Source organism: Brevundimonas sp. GW822-FHT03E11 (assembly GCF_058801445.1).
Map to the genome: position 1 here is coordinate 101,134 of NZ_JBXANG010000004.1, position 20,891 is coordinate 122,024.

Genomic DNA, 20,891 nt, shown 5'->3' on the forward strand with positions numbered 1-20,891 from the left:
GACCGTTTGGAGGGATGACGATGACGAAAGCGGAACTCATCGGTCGCATGGCGACGGCGGCGAACATCAGTCGGGACCAGGCCAAGGCGGCGCTGGAGGCCTTCACCGACGGTGTTGTCGAGGCCCTGTCTCACGGTCACGACGTCAAGCTGATCGGCTTCGGCAGCTTCACCACGATCGAGCGCAAGGCGGGGGTGGCGCGCAATCCTCAAACCGGCCAGGCCATAGCGCGGGCCGCCTCCCGCACCGCCCGCTTCCGCGCCGGCGAAGGCCTGAAAAGCGCCTTGAACGCCTGACGCCCAGAGGGCATAAGCCCCGCTCTGGTTTCAAGGGCGGCTAGCTCAGCTGGAAGAGCATCTCGTTTACACCGAGAGGGTCGGCGGTTCGAGCCCGTCGCCGCCTACCAATCAAAAAGGCCGCCGGATCGCTCCGGCGGCCTTTCGCATTGGGTCTGAGGCTCCGATCAGAACCGGAAGCTGGCCCGCAGCAGCAGCGAATAGCGGACATAGTCCTCCAGCAGCTCGGCGTCGCCCGTCAGGGACAGCATGCCCAGCTCGTTGCCCAGGTTCATGCGGAAGCCCAGCAGCAGGCCGCCGCCCTCGACGGCGTCCGGCGACAGGATGAAGTCCGGCCCGCCGCTGGCGAAGCGGGCGATGGTCTCCCCGGCGTCGACCGACAGGTTCTGGCGATAGCCGATCCGCAGTTCGGGGCGGATCCAGCCGTCGCGGCCGAAGCCGTAGCCGACGTTCATCGCCGCCACCGCCGAGAAGATGTGGCTGTCGCGCGAATCAATGTCCAGGTCGAAGCCGTCGCCGCCGCCCTTTTCGGATCGGGCGTCTTCCGACAGGCGGAAGTATTCGGCGTAGATTTCGGGACGGACGTTCAGCCGGCCGTAGTTGCGCTCATAGGAGGCGCCCCCGGCGGCGGCGGCGGTCCAGCCGTGCCAGTCGGAGGTATTGTTCAGATAGACGCCGCCGGCGACCAGCGAGCGGTCGGCGCTGAAGCTGGCGTAGCCGCCGGCCGCCCGAGCCCAGGTGGTCCAGTACTGACCCTGGGCGCGCCAATAGAGGCCCAGCTCCAGAAGATTGGCGGACAGGACCTCTTCGGCCTCCGCTTCCGGATCCTTGATGTCCGAGGAGGTGAAGGCCGCCGTCACGCCGAAAGCGCCCAGGCTAGAGCCCTTCTCGACGCCCCCGGCCACGCCGAAGCCTTCGGACCGGAAGCCGTAGGAGTCGGTCTTGTCCTTGTCGGCGTAGAAGTTGATCTCCTGCAGCCAGGCGCTGGTCTCGCCGGGCGCGGCGGAGGCGTTGCGACCGGTCAGGGCGCGGGTCACCGCATCCACCCCGGCCGACAGCGACATCAGCGGGCCGCCCGAATGGTCCGGCAGCATCTGCTCATAGGCGTCGATGAAGCCGTCGCGGCCCGTCTGGGACAGGAACAGGTTACGAACCGTCTCATTGGCGCCCAGGGCGGCGTAGACGGCGTCATAGGCCGAGGCCTCGACCGGGATCAGCCCGGCCTCCTGGGCGGTGCGCCGCCGTGCGTCGATATAGAGGCTGTTGGCGCCCTGATCGACGCCCGCTTCGACGACGTAGAGATACGGCGAGTTTTCGGCGAGCAGCTGCTTGTCGATCTGGCCGACGTTCAGCGTGCCGGCCTTGATGATGTCGAACCGCTCCGGTCCCTCCAGCAGGGAGGAGAAGCGCACGCCCAGCTGCGCGCCCGTGGCCAGGGTTGCGGCGCCGCTGACGTTGAAGCCGCCGGCGCGATCGGCCTTGGGGTCCAGGGTCGTGATCAGGACGCCGTCGGCCCCCACGTTCAGGCTGGAGATGTTGGTGGCGGTCGTCTGGGTCGCGTTCAGCGTGCCCTTGGAAACGTTGATGTCCAAGGCGCCGTCGCTGTCGGTTATCGCGCCCTGCACCACGGCGCCGCCGCTGATCGCCAGCCGGTCGGCGCCGGCGCCGAAGGCGATGTCGCCGACGACCGTGCCGTTCTCGACATTGAAGGTGTCGGCGCCCGAGCCCAGCTTGATCGCGCCCACGATCTGGGGCTCGCTGGCGTCCGGCACTCCGTCCTTGTCAGTGTCGGTCGCAGTGCTGTCGGCTGCGGCGGGAACACCGTACTGGCGCAGGGTCACGCCGCTGGTGTTGGCCGACAGGTCGATGGCCGTGACCGTGCCGGAGACGTCCGCCAGACTGCTGGAGCTGGCGGTCAGGGAGCCGGCGATCACGCCGGCGTTGTTCAGCTGGGTCAGGGAGCCCGACTGATCGCGGATCACGGTCGCCGAACCGTCGTCGCCGCCGTAGGAGGCGATCATCGTGCCGGTGTTGGTCAGGCTGCCGACGTTTGCGCCGGCGCCGATCAGAACACCCGTGGCGGCCTCGGTTCCCTTGCCGGCCACGACGGCCTGGATAGTCCCGGTGTTGACCAGGGCGGGGGCAGAGACGCCGGCGCCGACCTGGATGGCGGTGGCGTTGGCGTCGACAGCCGAGGCGGCGATCGAGCCTTCGTTGCGCACGCCGCCCGCAATCGTCACGGCCTGTCCGCCGTCCACGCCGAGCTGAAGCCCGCGTCCCTGAACGCCGGAATAGACGCCCGATCCGGTGATGGCGCCCCGGTTGATCAGGCCATAGGCGGCGTCGCCCGTCCCGACCGCGCCCAAGGTCACAGTGTTTGCGGTGGAGCCGATCAGCAGGGCCGGCGCGGCGCCCAGAGAGGTGAGGGCGGCCGTGGTTTCGCTGGCGTCGGGCACGCCGTCGCCGTCGCGGTCCAGGTCGTCGCGGTTTTTGACGCCGTCGCCGTCGTCGTCCTCGTCGCCGTTCTTGACGCCGTCCTTGTCGTCGTCCCCGTCGATGCCGGCGGCCGAATAGGCCAGGGCCTTGTCCAGCAGGACGCCGCCCGCCACATCGGCGCCGACGCGGACGGCCGGGCCGCCCTGAAGCAGGTCATCGGCGTCCAACTCATCCAGGAACAGGGTGGTGGCGTTGTCGAAGGTCCCGGTGGAGGGGCGCGCCGGAGGCGGGGTGGTGTAGCGATAGCCGGTGGTGGCGATGGTGGAATGGATCTTCAGAGCGCCGCCCACGGCGCCTTCGACCGAGACCCCGGTCGCGCCCGCGCCGGTGGCCGAGATGGAGCCCGCTAGATCCACATTGCCCGAGACCGGAGCCGTGGTGCGGACGCCCGCCGTGTTGTCGCCGACGACCCGGATGGTGCCCAGGCTCTGAACCTTGCCGTTCACCGCCGATTCGACGCCGAGCCCGTAGGAATTATTGCCTTCGACCGTAATGGAGCCGCTGGATTCGACCAGGACGTTGCCGGTGAAGGGCGATGCCCCGGTCACCCGCACGCCATAGCGGCCGGTTCCCGTGGCGAAGGGGCCGTCCAGATCGCCGTCGCCGTCTGTGTCCTTGATGTCAGCCGTTTCCTGGCTGTCGGTGATGTTAATCGTCCCGCCGACCGTGACCGACCCGGTGTTGCCGCCGTTGACCAGGATGCCGGTGGCGCCGTCGGCGGCCTTGTCCATGGTGATGGAGCTGCCGCTGTCCAGATCGACCGTGTTGTTGGAATCAAGCGTCACGGCCGCGCCCGAGTTGACGGCGACCGAGCCGCCGCTGGCCAGACGGACGTTGTCCGCCGCCGTTCCGGTGGCGTTCGCCGTGCGGATCGGGGTGGTCCGGGCGGTCGAGACGACGACCTCGGCCTGAGCGCCGCTTACGGCCATCAAGGGGGCGATCGCCACGGCGGTCGCGAGCAGAATACGCATTCGGAAGAAAACCCCTGGTGGTCACGCGATCACGATGCAGGCGACCCTTTAGCAGGGTCCGGGCCAGCCTTCCCCAACTTTATCGAATTTGAGGCGAATGCAAGGCCGCGCCCCATCTGTTGCGGCGCCGAAAGGGCGGGGTGGTCGGGCCAAGGTCCTGATTTTCAGTCGTGATGGGCGGGGTTCGGAGGGTTTTTCTCGCTCCCTATTGAGCTTTGCCGCAGCCGGGTCTAGGGGCGAAGATCATGGTCAACCGCCTCTGAGGATGAGGCATCCATTCCGCGCCTTTCGGCGTTTGCGAGCGCAGACCTGACGAGAACCCCCGAATGACCCTGACTGATCTCGACGTCCACGAAAGCGAACTTCGTCTGATTCCCGGACTGGACGTGGAGGTGGCGGACACCTTGAGGGCGTTGAAACAGGCGTCGCAGGACGAGCGGCCGCGGCTGTTGGACACCACCATGCTGTACGCGCCCCGGTCCGGCGGCGTGAAGCGATACCTGCTGTCGAAGAAGGCGTGGATCGAGGCCAATCGGCCGGGGGTCAGCCATTCCCTCATCGTGCCGGGCGCCCGACACAGGGCGCGGGCGGACGGGATCGTTCAGCTGCGCGCCACGCGACTGCCGTTCGGAGACGGCTATCGTTGGCCCAGTTCGGTCAAGCGCTGGAGCGCATGGGTCGCGGCCATGAAGCCGTCGATCATTGAGGCGGGCGACCCCTATACGCCGGGACAGGGCGCCCTGGAGGCCGGCCAGAGGGTCGGCTGTCCCGTCGTCGGCTTCTGCCATTCGGACCCAGCCGGCCTGGCGGCGCTTCATTTCGGCGAATGGGCCAAGAAGCCCGTCGAAAAGCGCTGGGCCCGTCTGTTCTCCCAGTTTGACCGCGTCGTTTCGCCCAGCCGCTTCATCGCGCGGCGGCTTGAGGAGGCGGGGGTGGACAATATCGTCATTCGTCCGCTGGGCGTCGAGGTCGACACCTTCCGGCCCGACCGCCGCGATCGGTCCTGGCTGCTGAAGGAACTGGGCCTCGGCCCGGACGCACGCCTTCTGTGTTTTGCCGGCCGTCCCGCCAAGGAGAAGAACGTCGATGTTCTGATCGAGGCGGTCCAAAAGCTGGGCGCCCCTTATCATCTGGTCCTGGTCGGCGCCGGTTCGGGCATGCCCGCCGAGGACCGGGTGATCTCCCTGCCTTATGAGAAGGACCCGCGGGCGGTGGCCAAGATCATCGCCAGCTGCGACGCCTTCGTTCACGCCAATGACAAGGAGCCCTTCGGTCTGATCGTGCTGGAGGCCATGGCCTGCGGTCGGCCCGTGGTGGGCGTAAACGCCGGGGGCGTGGCCGAGACGGTCGATTCGACCGTGGGCCAGTTGGCCGCCAGCGCCGAGGCCGACGACTACGCCCAGGCGATCGAGGCCTTGTTTGCCCGCGACATCGAGGCCATCGGCCGCGCCGCCCGCGAAAAGGCGGTGAGCCGGTTTGCGTGGAACCGCGTCTTTGAAGACCTGTGCATGGTCTATGGAGAGCTGACCGGCGAGGCCGCCTTCGTTCAGCCCGAGGCGGCGTTCGCCGTCCACTGATCCCACAGCGGGCCCGCCCGTCCCCGGGGGCGGGCTTTGGACTGCAGTCCGCGCCGATCATACCCCGGACGGGGATGATGTTTTTCCAAGAAAATATGGGATTTGCGCGCTTGCGGGGCGGTGCGCCGCTTCTTCGTTACAGAAGAAGTGGCGCGAGTGACGGGGCTCGAACCCGCGACCTCCGGCGTGACAGGCCGGCACTCTAACCAACTGAGCTACACCCGCGTACCTGGGTCGAAACTTTAGAGTTGTTTCGAAAACTGTGTGGGAAGGCGGTGTGCGCCACTCCATCTATTTCTAGAGAGAGTGGCGCGAGTGACGGGGCTCGAACCCGCGACCTCCGGCGTGACAGGCCGGCACTCTAACCAACTGAGCTACACCCGCGTTTCCCAACCGAAGCGGCTGTGCGCCCCGGCGAGGGGCGTCGTTTAGGCGGGCTTACACAGCGCGTCAAGCGACCTTTTTCGATAAGACGGGCGTCAGCGCGACGGGGCTGTGGGCGAAGGGACCGCCGCCGGTTGGGGCGGGGTGTGCGGACCCGCCAGACCGCCTGCAGCAGGCTCCTGGGCGGCGACGGCGGGGGCGGGCGGTTCGTAATAGACGCCGACGCCCGGCCCAAGCGGCAGGTCCAGCGTGACCCAGGCCGCCACCATGATCAGGCCGGCGACCAGGAAGGCCCCTGCATAGGGCAGCATGGTCGCCATCAGAGACCCCAGGCCGAAGCGCGGATCCCAGCGCTGGGCGAAGGTCAGGATCAGGGGGAAGTAGCTCATCAGCGGCGTGGCGATGTTGGTGACCGAATCGCCCATCCGATAGGCGGCGGTCGTCATCTCGGGCGAAATCCCCAACAGCATGAACATCGGCACCACGATCGGAGCCAGGGCGGACCATTTGGCCGAGGCCGAACCGATGAACAGGTCGAAGAAGCAGGAGACGAAGACCACGCAGATCAGCAGCAGGGGGGCGGGCAGGGCCAGGCTCTTCAGCTCGGCGGCGGCGTTGACCGCCAGGATCGGCCCCAGCCCCGACCAGTTGAACATGGCTACGAAATGGGCGGCGAAGAAGGCCAGCACGATATAGGGCGCCAACTGGGCTATGCCGTCGCGCATCATGCGGACCAGGTCCCGATGCGACTGGATCGACCGCGAACCGGCCCCATAGGCGGCGCCCGTCAGGAAGAAGGTCACGGCGAAGAAGGCCACCAGCGAACGGTACAGGGGATTGAACCTCTGTTCGGGCTCCGCCGTCGGATCGACGAAGGGCGAGCCGGGCAGGAGGGTGATCAGGGCCCAGAGGGCGATCATCCCCATCAGGGCCAGTCCGGCCCAGGCCAGGCCGCGCTTCTCATCGGCGGTCAGGGGCTGTTTCTCGGAGGCGGCGGGAGCGGCGGCGTGCGCCGACGGCGCCCATGGCCCCAGGCGCGGCTCGATCACCCGGTCCGTCAGGAACCAGACGATGGGGGTGAAGACCAGGACGACCCCGATGATGAAGAACCAGTTGCCGGCGATGTTCACCGAATAGGAGGGGTCGATCAGGTGGGCCGCCGGCTCAGTGATCCCCAGGATCAAGGCGTCGCTGGCGCCGGGAAACAGATTTCCGGCATAGCCGCCCGACACGGCCGCGAAGCCGGCGGCCAGACCGGCCAGGGGGTGCCGGCCCGCCGCGGCGAAGATGACCGCCGCCAGGGGGATGACCACGACATAGGAGGCGTCCGACGCATGGTGGGAGACCATGCCCGTCACAACCACGATCGGGGTCAGGATCGCGCGCGGCGCATTCAGCAGGGCGCCGCGAATCGCCGTGGCGAACAGGCCCGCCCTTTCCGCCACCGAAGCCCCGTAGATGATGGTGACGACGATCCCCAACGGCGGGAAGTCCGCCAGGGTGCGCGGCATGCCGATGATCAGCCGCTCAAGGTTTTCGGGCGACAGCAGGCTCTGAGCCGCCAGCCGATCGCCCGTCACCGGATTCACCGCAGACCAGCCCAGGGCCGCGCCGATCATGCTGAGCAGAATCAGGCCGCCGACCAGCCAGAGGAAGAGGAAGACCGGATCGGGCAGACGATTTCCGATCCTCTCGACCGTGTTCAGAAGGCGCGCGGCTGGATTCATCGTCGGACTTTCGGGTGCGAAATCAGGCCGTCAGTAGGGCCGCGCGCTGCCGAAGACGGCAAGCGCCCCACCTGCGACATATAGCCCGAAGACCTGCGACCGATTCGCAACAAAAAACCCGTCGTCACAGGGGTTTGAACCGCGCCGACGTTGGGTCTAAGAAGCCCCGAATCCCGCCTCTCCCCGGCGGCCGAGGTTCTTTGAATGAACGCATTTCTGCTCGAATATCTGCCGGTGCTGATCTTCGCCGGCGTGGCCGCCTTCATCGGCGTGCTTTTCATCGCCCTGCCGCTGCTGCTGGCGCCGAAAAATCCGGACGCCGAGAAGCTGTCCGCCTATGAGTGCGGGTTCAACGCCTTTGACGACGCGCGGATGAAGTTCGACGTCCGCTTCTATCTGGTGTCCATCCTGTTCATCATCTTCGACCTGGAAGTGGCCTTCCTCTTCCCCTGGGCCGTGTCGATGTTCGACCTGTCGCAGGCGGGCATGATCTTCGCCTTCTGGTCGATGATGGTCTTCCTGGGCGTCCTGACCATCGGCTTCATCTATGAATGGAAGAAGGGAGCCCTGGAATGGGAGTGATCGCGCCTTCGTCGCCGCTTCCCGGCGCAATGGTTCCCGCCAACTCGGCCGCCCGGTCGACGGTCGAGGGCTATGACCCCAAGGTCCATGACAAGTTCTTCGAGGCGGTGAACACCGAACTGGGCGAGCGCGGCTTCCTGACCGCCTCGCTGGACGACGTGATCACCTGGGCCCGCACCGGCTCGCTGATGTGGATGACCTTCGGCCTGGCCTGCTGCGCCGTCGAGATGATCCAGATGTCGATGCCGCGCTTCGACGTCGAACGCTTCGGCATGGCCCCGCGCGGCAGCCCGCGTCACTCGGACCTGATGATCGTCGCCGGCACCCTGACCAACAAGATGGCCCCGGCCATCCGCAAGGTCTATGACCAGATGCCCGATCCCCGCTACGTCGTGTCGATGGGCAGCTGCGCCAACGGCGGCGGCTATTATCACTACAGCTACAGCGTCGTGCGCGGCTGCGACCGCGTGGTGCCGGTGGACGTCTATGTGCCCGGCTGCCCGCCGACGGCCGAGGCCCTGCTGTACGGCCTGCTGCAGCTGCAGAAGAAGATTCGCCGCACGGGGACCATCGACCGATGAGCTCGCTGGCCGTTCAAGCCCAGTTCGAGGCCGCCTTGACGCCGATGGGCGCCGAGCTGGTCGGGGCGCTCGCCGGCGACGGCTGGGGCGTCGAGGCCCAGGTCGCCTTTGGCGAACTGACCCTGGTCGCGCCGCGCGAACACATCGTCGAGGTGATGACCGCCCTGCGCGACCGGTTCGGGTTCCAGCAACTGCTGGACGTCTGCGGCGCCGACTACCCGGATCGCGAAGAGCGGTTCGAGGTGGTCTATCACCTGCTGTCCCTGACGCGGAACGCCCGCATCCGGGTCAAGGTCGCCACCGACGAGGTCCAGCCGGTCCCGACCGTCTGCCACGTCTATCCGTCCGCCGGCTGGTTCGAGCGTGAAGCCTACGACATGTACGGGATGATCTTCGCAGGCCATCCCGACATGCGGCGCCTGCTGACCGACTACGGGTTCGAGGGGCATCCGCTGCGCAAGGACTTCCCCATGACGGGCTATGTCGAGGTCCGTTACGACGAAGAGCAGAAGCGGGTCGTCTATGAACCCGTCAAGCTGACGCAGGAATTCCGCACGTTCGACTTCCTGTCGCCGTGGGAAGGCGCCGACTATCCGGCGCCCGTCCTGCCCGGCGACGAAAAGGCTGGAGTGAAGGGCTGATGGCTGACGGCGCCCGTATCCCTGCGTCCGCGAACAGCGGCGGCGGCGGAGATCCCTTCGAAGACATGCCGATGGATCACCGGACCGACCATGCCCGCGACATGGACGACCGCAAGTTCACCATCAACTTCGGCCCGCAGCACCCGGCCGCGCACGGCGTGCTGCGTCTGGTGCTGGAGCTGGACGGCGAGATCGTCGAGCGCGTCGATCCGCATATCGGCCTGCTGCATCGCGGCACCGAAAAGCTGATGGAGGCCCGCACCTATCTGCAGAACGTGCCCTATCTGGACCGGCTCGACTATGTGGCGCCGATGAACCAGGAGCACGCCTTCTGCCTGGCCATCGAGAAGCTGCTGGGCATCGAGGTTCCGTACCGGGCTCAGCTGATCCGCGTCCTCTATTCGGAGATCGGCCGGATCGGGAACCACCTGCTGAACGCGACCATGCAGGCCATGGACGTCGGCGCCCTGACGCCCCCGCTCTGGGGTCACGAAGAGCGCGAGAAGCTGATGGTCTTCTACGAGCGCGCCAGCGGGGCGCGTCTCCACGCCAACTACTTCCGCCCCGGCGGCGTCCATCAGGACCTGCCGATGGACCTGATCGACGACATCGGTCGCTGGTGCCTGGAGTTCCCCAAGGCCCTGGCCGACATCGAGAGCCTGGTCACCGAAAACCGCATCTTCAAGCAGCGCAACGTCGATATCGGCGTGGTGTCCAAGGAACAGGCCCTGGCCTGGGGCTTCTCGGGCGTGATGCTGCGCGGCTCGGACATCGCCTGGGACCTGCGCAAGTCGCAGCCCTACGAGTGCTACGCCGAGATGGAGTTCGACATTCCGGTCGGCAAGAACGGCGACTGCTGGGACCGCTACCTCTGCCGCATCGAGGAGATGAAGCAGTCGGTGCGCATCATGGAGCAGTGCATCCATAAGCTGCGCAACTGCCCCGGCGAGCCGGTGATGGTCGAGGACAACAAGATCGTGCCGCCGCGTCGCGGCGAGATGAAGCGGTCGATGGAATCCCTGATCCATCACTTCAAGCTGTACACCGAAGGCTTCAAGACGCCGGAAGGCGAGGTCTATGCGGCCGTCGAGGCGCCCAAGGGGGAGTTCGGCATCTATCTGGTGTCGGACGGCACCAACAAACCCTATCGCGTCAAGATCTCGGCGCCGGGCTTCCGTCACCTGCAGGCCATGGACTGGATGAACCGCGGCCACCAGCTGGCTGACGTCTCCGCCATCCTGGGCTCGCTCGACATCGTTTTCGGAGAAGTGGACCGATGAGCGTTCGTCGTCTCGCCAAGGAACAGCCGGCCTCGTTCGCCTTTTCGAAGGACACCCAGGCCAAGGCCGAATGGTGGATCAAGAAATATCCGGAAAACCGTCGCCAGTCGGCGGTGATCCCGATCCTGTGGCTGGTGCAGAAGCAGGAAGGCTGGGTCTCAGAACCCGCCATTCGCGCGGTCGGCGAACTGCTGGGCATGCCCTTCATCCGGGTGATGGAGGTCGCGACCTTCTACACCATGTTCATGCTGGAGCCGGTCGGCAAGACCGCCCTGATCCAGGTGTGCGGCACCACGCCCTGCATGCTGCGCGGCGCCAATGAGCTGATGAAGGTCTGCAAGGAAAAGATCGGTCCCAAGGACCATCTGTCCGCCGACGGCCGCTTCACCTGGCAGGAGGTCGAATGCCTGGGCGCCTGTTCCAACGCGCCCATGGCACAGATCAACGACTACTATTACGAAGACCTGACGCCCGAGACCATGGCCCAGATCATCGACGATTTCGCGGCGGGCAAGGCGCCCAAGCCGGGCTCCTACATCGGTCGCCACAACGCAGCGCCGGCCGGCGGGGCCAAGACTCTGCTGGACCCGAAGCTGTATGACGGCTCGGCCGCCAAGCCGATCAAGAAACTGCCCAACAGCGATCCCGCGCCGGTCGAGAAGGCTCCGGCCTGATGCCTGCCCCTGACCTCGACAGCGACGAAGGCCGCGCCGCATACCGCAAGGAGCTGCGCCAGGTCGCGCGCCCCCTGCGCGCGGGCGGACTCGCGCTCGTGGTCGGCGCCGCCATGCTGATCCTGTTCACCCGGCAGGGCACGCCCGGCCTGGGCGACTGGGCCTATACGGCCTCCTACGTCATGCTGGGCCTGGGCTGGGCCTGCGTCATCGGCGCCGTCTACACCCGCACCCAACATCACCGACGCCGTATGCGCGAGCTGGAAGGCGCTTCGTCATGAGCGCGTCGATCTACTGTGGTTTCTTGAACTCGATGCAGCGTGCCGGGGGGCGCCATGTCGACGGATCAGAAGCGGGCAGGGCGCCGCGCGCCCAAGCGCGGCCGAGGCGGGTGGAGCCCCGCCGGGACAGGTCGATTGCTGGTCAATCTGGCCGGCGCGGCCAGTCTGTCGCTGAGCGCCGGGCCCGTATCGGCGCAAACCCCGCCCACATCCCCTTCGGTCGCACCCGCGACCGCTCCCTCTACGCCTTCACCCGGTCCTGCTGATGCTTCCGAACCGCGTAACAAACCCAGCCCTGAACCGCGTCAGCCGCCGCCCGGCCAACGCGATCTCGGCCTCGAACGCCAGTCCGCTCTCGGTCCCCCCCGTCGGCGTAGACGGAGGAGCAGCCTGATGGTCGGCATTCTCGAAGACAAGGACCGCATCTTCACCAACCTGTACGGCTTCCATGATTGGACGCTGGACGGAGCCAAGAGCCGCGGCGCCTGGAACGCCACCAAGGACATGCTGGACCTTGGCCGCGACTGGATCATCAATAACGTCAAGGCGTCCGGCCTGCGCGGCCGTGGCGGCGCCGGCTTCTCGACCGGGCTGAAGTGGTCCTTCATGCCCAAGGAAGTGAAGGATCGCCCTCACTACCTGGTCGTCAACGCCGACGAATCCGAGCCCGCGACCTGCAAGGATCGCGAGATCATGCGCCACGATCCGCATCTGCTGATCGAAGGCTGCCTGATCGCCAGCTTCGCCATGCAGGCCCACGCCTGCTACATCTATCTGCGCGGCGAATATGTGCTCGAGCGCGAGCGGATGGAGGCGGCGGTCAAACAGGCCTATGAGGCCCGGCTGATCGGCAAGGACAATGTCCATGGCTGGGACTTCGACGTCTATATCCACCACGGCGGCGGCGCCTATATCTGCGGCGAAGAGACCGCCCTGCTGGAATCCCTGGAAGGCAAGAAGGGCCAGCCGCGCCTGAAGCCGCCGTTCCCGGCCGGCGCGGGCCTGTACGGCTGCCCGACCACGGTGAACAACGTCGAGTCGATCGCCGTCGTCGGCACCATCCTGCGCCGCGGCGCGGACTGGTTCGCCAGCTTCGGCCGTCCGAACAACACCGGCACCAAGCTGATGTCGCTGTCGGGCCATGTGAACACGCCCTGCGTCGTCGAAGAGACCATGTCGATCCCGCTACGCCAGCTGATCGAAGAGCACGGCGGCGGCGTTCGCGGCGGCTGGGGCAATCTGAAGGCCATCATCCCCGGCGGCGCCTCCTGCCCGGTCATCACGCGCGAACAGGCGGAAACCGTGCTGATGGACTTCGATTCCATGCGCGAGGTTCGCTCGTCGCTGGGCACCGCCGGCGTCACCGTGATGGACGAGTCCACAGACATCGTGAAGGCGATCGCCCGCATCAGCTATTTCTTCAAGCACGAGAGCTGCGGCCAGTGCACGCCGTGCCGCGAGGGCACCGGCTGGATGTGGCGCGTGCTGGAGCGTATGGCCGTGGGCGAGGCCGATCCGTCGGAAATCGACCTGCTGCTGGACGTCGCCGGTCAGGTCGAGGGCCACACCATCTGCGCCCTGGGCGACGCGGCCGCCTGGCCGGTTCAGGGCTTGATCCGTCACTTCCGTCACGAGATTGAAGAGCGTATCGCCAACTACCGCAGCCGCCGCGCGAACTTCGCCGGCCACGCGATCGCTGCGGAGTAGGGATGCGCCGCTTGTCCGCCCTCGTGATCGGAGCCTTGGCTCTCGCCGCTTGCGGCGAGCGCGAGGCTGCGCCCACGCCTGCGGAAAAGGTCGCGGCCGCGGCCAAGCCGTCCGACGCCGTGAAGACGGCGCCGGCGGTCCTGACCCCGGCCGATCTGCGCCGGGTCTGTCGCGCGGGCCTCGCCGCCATTCACGGGCAGCAGCCCGGCGCCGTCGCCATCGACGGCGTGGAGGGCGAGGTGGTCCACGCCTCGTGGCGCGCGCCGGTCGACGGCGGCCGGATGCGCGCCGATTGCCGCGTCGAGAAAGACCTGATCGTGTGGAAACCGCTCGATCTGCCCGATCCAACCTTCGTGCGCTGGATGAACCAGTCGGACGATCCGGTGGTCCGCTACGTCATGGACGGCGAGACGATCACCATCACCCAGACCCTCCCGGATGGGACGACGGAACAGGCCGAATTGGCCGTTCCTGCTGAAGAAGAGGCCCGCTGATGCCAGTCGCCAAGGTCAACGGCGTCGAAGTTGAGTTCGAGCCCGGCATGACCGTGCTCCAGGTCGCCGAGCGCGCGGGGCAGGAAATCCCGCGCTTCTGCTACCATGAACGCCTGTCCATCGCCGGCAACTGCCGCATGTGCCTGGTCGAGGTGAAGCCCGGACCGCCCAAGCCCCAGGCTTCGTGCGCGCTTCCGGCCGCCGACGGCCAGGAGATCTTCACCGACACCCCGATGGTGAAGAAGGCCCGCGAAGGCGTGATGGAGTTCCTGCTCATCAACCACCCGCTGGACTGCCCGATCTGCGACCAGGGCGGCGAGTGCGACCTGCAGGACCAGTCCATGGCCTATGGCCGCGATGGTTCTCGCTACGCCGAGAACAAGCGCGCGGTCGAAGAAAAGAACATGGGGCCGACGATCAAGACCTTCATGACGCGGTGCATCCAGTGCACCCGTTGCGTTCGCTTCATCACCGAGGTAGCGGGCGTGCCGGACATCGGCATGATCTCGCGCGGCGAGGACGCCGAGATCACCACCTATCTCGAGAAGTCGGTCGCCTCGGAGCTGTCGGGCAATGTCAACGACCTGTGCCCGGTCGGCGCCCTGACCCACCGGCCCTGGCAGTACCACTATCGTCCGTGGGAACTGAAGAAGACCGAGACCATCGACGTCATGGACGGCCTGGGCTCGAACATCCGCGCCGATTACCGCGGCTCCGAGGTCATGCGGGTCCTGCCGCGCGTGAACGAGGGGATCAACGAGGAGTGGCTGTCGGACAAGAGCCGCTATGTCGTCGACGGTCTGACCGCGCGCCGCCTGGACCGCCCCTGGATCCGCGAGAACGGCAAGCTGCGCGCCGCCACCTGGAACGAGGCGCTGGACGCCGTCGCCGCCCGGCTGAAGGCCGCCTCGGCCGACCGCATCGGCGTCATCGCCGGCGACCTGCAGGACGCCGAGTCGATGAAGGCGACCCTGGACCTGTTCCGCGCCCTGGGCTCCAAGAACACCGACTGCCGCCAGGACGGCGCCGCCCTGGGCTATGGCCCGCGCGAGGGCTGGCTGTTCAACTCCGGCCTGCAAGGCATTGAAAAGGCGGACGCCATCCTGATCGTGGGCGCCAACCCGCGCGTCGAGGCGCCGCTGCTGAACGCCCGTCTGCGCAAGAGCTGGATCAAGGGCGGGGTCGAGATCGGCGTCATCGGCGAACAGGCCGATCTGACCTTCGACTATGCCTATCTGGGCGCCGGGTCGAAGACCCTGGCCAAGCTGCCCAAGTCGGCGATGGACTTCCTGACCAAGGCCGAGCGGCCGGCGATCATCGTCGGCTCCGGCGCTCTGGGCGGGGAGGGCGGCGCCGCCGTCCTGAACGCCCTGGGCGCCCTGGCCAAGAAGGTCGGGGTCGTGACCGACAGCTGGAACGGCTTCAACGTCCTGCACCACGCCGCCGCGCGCGTGGCCGGCCTGGACATGGGCTTCGTGCCGGCCGAGGGCGGCCTGACGGCAGCGGACATGCTGAAGCCGGGCGCGCTGGACGTTCTGTTCCTGCTGGGCGCCGACGAAGTCGATCCGACCGGTTCGAACGCCTTCCGCGTCTATCTGGGCAGCCACGGCGATCGGGGCGCGCACGGCGCCGACGTCATCCTGCCGGGCGCGGCCTATACCGAGAAGTCGGGCCTGTATGTGAACACCGAAGGCCGGGTGCAGATGGCTGAACGCGTCGTCTTCCCCAAGGGCGAGGCCAAGGAAGACTGGGCGATCATCCGCGCCCTGTCCGCCCGCGTCGACCAGACCCTGCCGTACGACACCCTGGACCAGCTGCGCGCCAGGATGATGGCCGATCATCCGACCTTCGGCCGGATCGACTATCTGCCGACGCCGGCCGCCTTTGACCCGTCGAAGCTGGGCGTCAAGGGCGACCTGGGCGACCGGGCCTTCACCTCGATCGTCGCCGATCCCTATCTTTCCAACCCGATCGCGCGCGCCAGTGCGACCATGGCCGAACTGTCCGCCCTGCGGATCGCCCCGGTCGCGATGGCGGCGGAGTAAGTCATGGACGCTGCTACCTCCTTTTGGGCCACGCCCGGCGGCTGGACGCTGATCACCCTCGGTCAGATCCTGCTGATCACCGTCGGCGTCCTGGTCGCCGTCGCCTTCCTGCTGCTGGCCGACCGCAAGGTCTGGGCCTCGGTGCAGATGCGCAAAGGGCCGAACGTCGTCGGTCCCTTCGGCCTGCTCCAGTCCTTCGCGGACATGATCAAATTCGTGCTGAAGGAGGTGGTCATCCCCTCCGGCGCGGACAAGGCGGTCTTCATCCTGGCGCCGGTCATCACCGTCGTCCTGGCCTTCATGGCCTGGGCGGTGATCCCCTTCGCGCCGGGCTGGGTGGTGTCGGACCTGAACGTCGGCATCCTGTACATCTTCGCCGTGTCGTCGCTGGGCGTGTACGGCATCATCATGGGCGGCTGGGCTTCGAACTCGAAGTATCCGTTCCTGGGCTCGCTGCGTTCTGCGGCCCAGATGGTGTCCTATGAGGTCTCGCTGGGCCTGATCATCATCAATGTGATCCTGCTGGCCGGCACCATGAACCTGTCGCAGATCGTCGAAGGTCAAAGCGGCTATTTCTGGAACTGGTACGCCTTCGGCGGCGGGCAGGGCACCTGGCCCCTGATCGTCATCCTGTTCCCGATGTCGATCGTCTTCTTCGTCTCGGCCCTGGCGGAAACCAACCGCCCGCCGTTCGACCTGCCCGAAGCGGAGTCGGAACTGGTGGCCGGCTATCAGGTCGAATACAGCTCGACCACCTATCTGCTGTTCATGATGGGCGAGTACGTCAACATCGTCTTCATGTCGGCGATGATGACCATCCTGTTCTTCGGCGGCTGGAACCCCGGCTTCCTGTCGCAGGAGACGCTGGACGACCTGCCGGCCTGGATCGCCTATACGATCTATCTGCTGACCTTCGTCACCAAGACGGTCTTCTGGTTCCTGGCGATCGCCCTGGTGAAGGCCTTCGTGCCTCGCTTCCGCTATGACCAGCTGATGCGGCTGGGCTGGAAGATCTTCCTGCCTGCCTCTCTGGTCGCCGTGGTGGTCACCGCCGCCTGGCGCGTCTTCGCGGTGGGGGCCTAGATGGTCTCGCGCGCCGTCATCCTGGTTCTGGCCGCGTCGGGGGGGCTCGCCGCCTGCACCTTCGCGCCCATTCCCGCGCCGGCGCCGGCGCCGACCGATCCGGTCGCGTCGCTGGAGCGGCGCGAGGACGGGGCGCGCCGTGACGGCGAGACGGTCAATCTGTGCCGGATGATGAACCGCGACGATCCCCGCTATAAGACGATGGACTGCAAGGACGTGCTGCGGAGGGGCGGAGCATGACCCGTCTGATCCTCCCGCTGCTGGTCCTCGCGCTTGTGATGACGGCCTGCGCCCCCGACACCCGGATGCCTGAATCCGGCTATCAGTGGCAGCAACGCCAGGAGCGGATCGAGCGCGAATGGCGCGCCGCCCAAACCCAGGGTCCAGCCCAGACCCCGACCAAGACCCAGGCCGTCGCCCCGGCCCAGACTTCAACCAACGGCGCCCCGGCGCCAGAGGATCGCCTCTGATGTTCACCCGTATCGCCCAGGCCGCCAAGGGCGCGATGATGCTCGACGCCATCGGCGCCATCGGCCTGACCCTCAAATACATGGCCCGCCCCAAGGCGACCGTGAACTATCCGTTCGAGCGGAACCCGCAATCGCCCCGCTTCCGCGGCGAACACGCTCTGCGCCGCTATCCGAACGGTGAAGAGCGCTGCATCGCCTGCAAATTGTGCGAGGCCATCTGCCCGGCCCAGGCCATCACCATCGAGGCCGAGCCCCGCGCCGACGGCAGCCGCCGCACGACCCGCTACGACATCGACATGGTGAAATGCATCTACTGCGGGCTGTGCCAGGAGGCCTGCCCGGTGGACGCCATCGTCGAGGGTCCGAACTCGGAGTTCACCGTCGAAACGCGCGAGGAGCTGCTGTACGACAAGGCCCGGCTGCTGGACAACGGCGACCGCTGGGAACGCCATATCGCTAAGAATCTGGAACTCGACGCGCCTTACCGCTAAGGCGCTCACGCTAACGGGTCGGCGATTCCCAAACGGGGTCACGACCGAGACGAAAGGGGCCTCGTCCCGACATGCTGCAAGGCATAGCCTTCTATCTGCTGGCGGCCACCGCCGTGGTGTCCGGCCTTCTGGTCGTGACCGCGCGCAATCCCGTGCACAGCGTTCTCTTCCTGATCCTGGCCTTCTTCTCCTCTGCGGGTCTGTTCGTCCTTCTCGGCGCCGAGTTCCTGGCGATGCTGCTGGTCGTCGTCTACGTCGGGGCTGTGGCGGTGCTGTTCCTGTTCGTCGTGATGATGCTGGACGTCGATTTTCTGAAGCTTCGGGGCGGCTACGCCCGCTACTTGCCGATCGGGGCCATCGTCGCGGCCGTGCTGCTGTTCGAGATGATCCTTGTGTCCATCGCCGTCATCCAGGGCGGCGCGACCGCCGGCCTGACGGCGCCGGGCGCGCCGAGCGCCGACATGACCAATGTCGAGGCCATCGGTCGGGTGCTCTATACGGACTATGTCTACTTCTTCCAGGCGGCCGGGATCGTGCTGCTGATCGCCATGATCGGCGCCATCACCCTGACCCTGCGCCACAAGCCGCATATCAAGCGCCAGAACATTTCGGACCAGGTCAACCGCTCCGCCGCCAAGGCGATGGAGGTCAAGTCGGTGCAGACCGGGCAGGGCGTCTCGCCCGAGGAGCTTCTCTGATGGAAATCGGTCTGATCCACTATCTCAGCACGGCCGCCGCCCTGTTCACCATCGGGGTCTTCGGCATCTTCGTGAACCGCAAGAACGTCATCATCATCCTGATGTCGATCGAGCTGATCCTGCTGGCCGTGAACATCAACTTCGTCGCCTTCTCGGCCTATCTCAATGAGGTGTCGGGGCAGATCATGGCCATGTTCGTCCTGACCGTGGCCGCCGCCGAGGCCGCCGTCGGCCTGGCCATTCTGGTGACCTTCTTCCGTAACCGCGGCGACATCGCCGTCGACGACGCCTCCGTGATGAAGGGCTGAGCGTGAACCTCCACACCCTGATCATTCTCGGGATCTTCGCCCCGCTGCTGGGCGCGACCGTCGCCGGCCTGTTCGGCCGTCGGATCGGCAACATCCCGTCGCAGACCGTCACGACCGGCCTGCTGTTCTTCTCGTGCGCCGTCGCCTGGACGGTGTTCGGCCAGTGGACCTGGGGCCATCTGGAGCCCTTCACCATCCGCCTGGCGCCCTTCATCAATGTGGGGGACTTCCAGTCGGCCTGGTCGATCCGCATCGACGCCCTGTCGGCGACCATGCTGATCGTGGTCACCAGCGTCTCGTCGCTCGTGCACCTCTACTCCTGGGGCTATATGGCCGAGGACGACAGCCGTCCGCGCTTCTTCGCCTATCTGTCCCTCTTCACCTTCATGATGCTGGCGCTGGTGACGGCCGCCGACTTCATGCAGATCTTCTTCGGCTGGGAAGGCGTGGGTCTGGCCTCCTATCTGCTGATCGGCTTCTGGTACAAGAAGCCGACCGCCAGCGCCGCCGCCATCAAGGCCTTCGTCGTCAACCGGGTCGGCGACTTCGGCTTCGTGCTGGGGATCATGACCGTCTTCTGGATGTACGGCACCATCGAGTTCGCCGAACTGTTCCCGCTGGTCGCCTCCAAGGCGGGGACGACCTGGGAGTTCCTGGGCGTCCAGTGGTCCGCGCTGGATCTGGCCGGCTTCCTGCTGTTCATCGGCGCCATGGGCAAGTCGGCCCAGTTCTTCCTGCACACCTGGCTGCCGGACGCGATGGAAGGCCCGACGCCGGTGTCCGCCCTGATCCACGCGGCCACCATGGTGACCGCCGGCGTCTATATGGTCTGCCTGCTGTCGCCGATCTATGAGCACGCCCCCGGCGCCGCCCAGATCATCGCCATCATCGGCGCGATCACCGCCCTGTTCGCCGCCACGGTCGGTCTGACCCAGAACGACATCAAGCGGGTCATCGCCTATTCGACCTGTTCGCAGCTGGGCTACATGTTCTTCGCGGCGGGCGTCGGCGCCTATCAGGCGGCCATGTTCCACCTGTTCACCCACGCCTTCTTCAAGGCCCTGCTGTTCCTGGGCGCCGGCTCCGTGATCCACGGCATGCATCACGAGCAGGACATGCGCAAGATGGGCGGCCTGTGGAAGCTGCTGCCGGTCACCTATGCGGTGATGACCATCGGCACGATCGCCATCACCGGCCTGGGCATCCCCGGCGTCGGCGGCTTCGCCGGCTTCTATTCGAAGGACTCGATCATCGAGAGCGCCTACGCCTCGGCCGCCAGCGGCCATAGCGCAGTCGGGCTGTTCGCCTTCTTCGTCGGCATTATCGCCGCCGGTCTGACCGCCTATTACTCGTGGCGTCTGGTCTTCATGACCTTCCACAACAAGCCTGTGTGGAAGGAAGAGGGCGACGCTCACCACGCCGACGACCACGCCTCGCACGCCCAGCTGGAAACCCATTCCGAGCCGATCGCCGACGGTCACGACACGCACGGTCACGACGACCATGCCCACGACGACCACGGCCACCACGGCCCGCTGCACCCGCACGAGAGCCCCTGGGTCATGCTGGTTCCGCTGATCCTGCTGTCGGTCGGCGCCGTGGCTGCAGGCTTCGTCTTCTCGCCGCACTTCATCGGCCACCACGAGCATGAGTTCTGGCGTGGCGCCATCTTCACCGGCGAGCACAATCATGTGCTCCACGAAAGCCACGAGGTTCCGACCTGGGTGAAGTGGTCGCCGCTGATCCTGACCCTGATCGGCACGGCCTTCGCCTACTGGATCTATGTGGCGCGCGAGGGCATGGGCCGTCGCATGGCCGAGCGGGACGGCGCGATCTACCGCTTCCTCTACAACAAGTGGTACTTCGACGAGTTGTACGACTTCGTCTTCGTGCGCGGCTTCCGGGCCCTGGGCGACGCCTTCTGGAAGATCTTCGACGTGAAGATCATCGACGGCTTCGGCCCCAACGGCGCCGCCTGGGCCTCGCTGAAATCGGCCGGCTGGCTGTCCAAGTTCCAGTCCGGATTCCTCTACTACTATGCCTTCGTGATGCTGCTCGGGGTGGCTGGTCTGCTCACCTTCGCCATCCTCGCGTGGGGAGCCTGA

Annotated in this window: 20 protein-coding genes and 3 tRNA genes; 19 read left to right on the top strand and 4 right to left on the bottom strand. The window is 66.6% G+C overall.

Annotated elements, in window-relative coordinates; genetic code table 11:
- Positions 1–20: 20 nt before the first annotated feature.
- Together AC1RKE_RS08145 and AC1RKE_RS08150 are read left to right on the top strand one after the other, a co-directional pair.
- On the top strand, positions 21–296 hold the full coding sequence (locus tag AC1RKE_RS08145) for an HU family DNA-binding protein (RefSeq protein WP_054766918.1): 276 nt from the start codon (positions 21–23) through the stop codon (positions 294–296).
- Between the two features lie 34 nt (positions 297–330).
- Positions 331–406 (top strand) — tRNA-Val (locus AC1RKE_RS08150).
- Between the two features lie 57 nt (positions 407–463).
- Here the strand turns inward: AC1RKE_RS08150 and AC1RKE_RS08155 are convergent.
- Positions 464–3,763 (bottom strand): autotransporter outer membrane beta-barrel domain-containing protein, encoded by a 3,300-nt coding sequence (locus AC1RKE_RS08155; RefSeq protein WP_348684262.1) that lies wholly within the window; start codon positions 3,761–3,763, stop codon positions 464–466.
- A gap of 326 nt (positions 3,764–4,089) precedes the next feature.
- Here AC1RKE_RS08155 and AC1RKE_RS08160 point away from each other — a divergent pair, with 326 nt between their 5' ends.
- Positions 4,090–5,340 (top strand): glycosyltransferase, encoded by a 1,251-nt coding sequence (locus AC1RKE_RS08160; protein ID WP_183215786.1) that lies wholly within the window; start codon positions 4,090–4,092, stop codon positions 5,338–5,340.
- A gap of 148 nt (positions 5,341–5,488) precedes the next feature.
- Here AC1RKE_RS08160 and AC1RKE_RS08165 read toward each other — a convergent pair.
- From AC1RKE_RS08165 to AC1RKE_RS08175, 3 genes are all read right to left on the bottom strand, one after another.
- Positions 5,489–5,565: transfer RNA gene (locus AC1RKE_RS08165), tRNA-Asp, on the bottom strand.
- A gap of 82 nt (positions 5,566–5,647) precedes the next feature.
- Positions 5,648–5,724 (bottom strand) — tRNA-Asp (locus AC1RKE_RS08170).
- 95 nt (positions 5,725–5,819) lie between these two features.
- Entirely contained in the window at positions 5,820–7,451 is a 1,632-nt protein-coding gene (locus AC1RKE_RS08175; protein WP_333897588.1) for an AbgT family transporter, read from the bottom strand.
- A 204-nt stretch (positions 7,452–7,655) separates the two neighbouring features.
- Here AC1RKE_RS08175 and AC1RKE_RS08180 point away from each other — a divergent pair, with 204 nt between their 5' ends.
- The 16 genes from AC1RKE_RS08180 (at position 7,656) to nuoL (ending at position 20,891) form a co-directional block, all read left to right on the top strand.
- On the top strand, positions 7,656–8,033 hold the full coding sequence (locus AC1RKE_RS08180; protein ID WP_054765527.1) for an NADH-quinone oxidoreductase subunit A: 378 nt from the start codon (positions 7,656–7,658) through the stop codon (positions 8,031–8,033).
- Positions 8,003–8,614 (top strand): NuoB/complex I 20 kDa subunit family protein, encoded by a 612-nt coding sequence (locus AC1RKE_RS08185; RefSeq protein ID WP_152950061.1) that lies wholly within the window; start codon positions 8,003–8,005, stop codon positions 8,612–8,614. Before AC1RKE_RS08180 ends, AC1RKE_RS08185 begins: the two co-directional genes overlap by 31 nt.
- On the top strand, positions 8,611–9,255 hold the full coding sequence (locus AC1RKE_RS08190; protein ID WP_182713804.1) for an NADH-quinone oxidoreductase subunit C: 645 nt from the start codon (positions 8,611–8,613) through the stop codon (positions 9,253–9,255). The genes AC1RKE_RS08185 and AC1RKE_RS08190 overlap by 4 nt, the downstream gene beginning before the upstream one ends.
- Positions 9,256–9,320: 65 nt before the next feature.
- Entirely contained in the window at positions 9,321–10,535 is a 1,215-nt protein-coding gene (locus tag AC1RKE_RS08195; protein WP_054766920.1) for an NADH-quinone oxidoreductase subunit D, read from the top strand.
- A complete protein-coding gene (gene nuoE, locus AC1RKE_RS08200) occupies positions 10,532–11,209 on the top strand; it encodes an NADH-quinone oxidoreductase subunit NuoE (protein ID WP_182713803.1) in 678 nt (225 codons plus the stop codon). The genes AC1RKE_RS08195 and nuoE overlap by 4 nt, the downstream gene beginning before the upstream one ends.
- The gene (locus tag AC1RKE_RS08205; RefSeq protein ID WP_054765531.1) at positions 11,209–11,490 is read left to right on the top strand and encodes a hypothetical protein; all 282 of its coding nucleotides are present in this window, start codon (positions 11,209–11,211) and stop codon (positions 11,488–11,490) included. The genes nuoE and AC1RKE_RS08205 overlap by 1 nt, the downstream gene beginning before the upstream one ends.
- A 393-nt stretch (positions 11,491–11,883) precedes the next feature.
- Complete coding sequence (gene nuoF, locus AC1RKE_RS08210; protein ID WP_054765532.1) at positions 11,884–13,197, top strand: NADH-quinone oxidoreductase subunit NuoF; 1,314 nt, start codon at positions 11,884–11,886, stop codon at positions 13,195–13,197.
- 2 nt (positions 13,198–13,199) lie between these two features.
- Positions 13,200–13,691 carry a hypothetical protein gene (locus AC1RKE_RS08215; protein ID WP_054765533.1) on the top strand — a complete coding sequence of 164 codons (492 nt, stop codon included), beginning with the start codon at positions 13,200–13,202 and terminating at the stop codon, positions 13,689–13,691.
- Positions 13,691–15,736: an NADH-quinone oxidoreductase subunit NuoG gene (nuoG, locus tag AC1RKE_RS08220; protein WP_182713800.1), complete on the top strand. Its 2,046-nt coding sequence runs from the start codon at positions 13,691–13,693 to the stop codon at positions 15,734–15,736. Before AC1RKE_RS08215 ends, nuoG begins: the two co-directional genes overlap by 1 nt.
- Before the next feature lie 3 nt (positions 15,737–15,739).
- On the top strand, positions 15,740–16,819 hold the full coding sequence (gene nuoH / locus AC1RKE_RS08225; protein WP_152950066.1) for an NADH-quinone oxidoreductase subunit NuoH: 1,080 nt from the start codon (positions 15,740–15,742) through the stop codon (positions 16,817–16,819).
- The gene (locus AC1RKE_RS08230; RefSeq protein ID WP_348684732.1) at positions 16,820–17,059 is read left to right on the top strand and encodes a hypothetical protein; all 240 of its coding nucleotides are present in this window, start codon (positions 16,820–16,822) and stop codon (positions 17,057–17,059) included.
- Complete coding sequence (locus tag AC1RKE_RS08235) at positions 17,056–17,289, top strand: hypothetical protein (protein ID WP_348684730.1); 234 nt, start codon at positions 17,056–17,058, stop codon at positions 17,287–17,289. The genes AC1RKE_RS08230 and AC1RKE_RS08235 overlap by 4 nt, the downstream gene beginning before the upstream one ends.
- Positions 17,289–17,780, top strand: a complete 492-nt coding sequence (nuoI, locus tag AC1RKE_RS08240) for an NADH-quinone oxidoreductase subunit NuoI (RefSeq protein ID WP_054765538.1) — start codon at positions 17,289–17,291, stop codon at positions 17,778–17,780. Before AC1RKE_RS08235 ends, nuoI begins: the two co-directional genes overlap by 1 nt.
- Before the next feature lie 71 nt (positions 17,781–17,851).
- A complete protein-coding gene (locus tag AC1RKE_RS08245; RefSeq protein WP_054765539.1) occupies positions 17,852–18,478 on the top strand; it encodes an NADH-quinone oxidoreductase subunit J in 627 nt (208 codons plus the stop codon).
- Entirely contained in the window at positions 18,478–18,786 is a 309-nt protein-coding gene (gene nuoK / locus AC1RKE_RS08250) for an NADH-quinone oxidoreductase subunit NuoK (RefSeq protein ID WP_054765540.1), read from the top strand. Before AC1RKE_RS08245 ends, nuoK begins: the two co-directional genes overlap by 1 nt.
- A gap of 2 nt (positions 18,787–18,788) precedes the next feature.
- Complete coding sequence (gene nuoL, locus AC1RKE_RS08255; protein WP_348685103.1) at positions 18,789–20,891, top strand: NADH-quinone oxidoreductase subunit L; 2,103 nt, start codon at positions 18,789–18,791, stop codon at positions 20,889–20,891.